Raw genomic sequence first — 673 nt, 5'->3', positions numbered from 1 at the left:
CTTTTCACCTTTCCCTCACGGTACTGGTTCACTATCGGTCACTAGGGAGTATTTAGCCTTGGGAGATGGTCCTCCCGGATTCCGACGGAATTCCTCGTGTTCCGCCGTACTCAGGATCCTCCTAGGTGCCAGTCAAATTTTGTCTACGGGGCTTTTACCCTTTCTAGCAGACCTTTCCAGGTCCTTCGACTATCTCACTGGACTACCATATCGGAGTCCTACAACCCCAAGAGGCAAGCCTCTTGGTTTGGGCTTTTCCCGTTTCGCTCGCCGCTACTCAGGGAATCGAATTTTCTTTCTCTTCCTGCAGGTACTTAGATGTTTCAGTTCTCTGCGTCTACCTCTAATCAGCTATGTATTCACTGAAAAGTAACATCCTATAAAAGATGCTGGGTTTCCCCATTCGGAAATCTCCGGATCAAAGCTTACTTACAGCTCCCCGAAGCATATCGGTGTTAGTCCCGTCCTTCATCGGCTCCTAGTGCCAAGGCATCCACCGTGCGCCCTTATTCACTTAACCTTATCTTGACTTTCGTCAAGGGTCTTACTAACTTTCATGAGCGATCATTTCCGTTAGTAATAAATAAGCAATTGAACTTATTAAAAAACTCATTCAACGCGGTGTTCTCGGTTTGTTTAAATTTGTTTCTGTATCCAGTTTTCAATGAACGAT

1 rRNA gene is annotated in these 673 nt (G+C 45.8%); it reads right to left on the bottom strand.

Going from position 1 to position 673, the window contains the following annotated elements:
• Positions 1–520: ribosomal RNA gene (locus tag P7D84_RS13715) — 23S ribosomal RNA — on the bottom strand; the annotation flags it as partial.
• Between the last annotated feature and the right edge of the window lie 153 nt (positions 521–673).

The organism is Enterococcus dongliensis, from assembly GCF_031927985.1.
Classification (GTDB): Bacteria; Bacillota; Bacilli; order Lactobacillales; family Enterococcaceae; genus Enterococcus_A; species Enterococcus_A dongliensis.
This window is presented reverse-complemented; position numbering and strand designations above follow the sequence as displayed.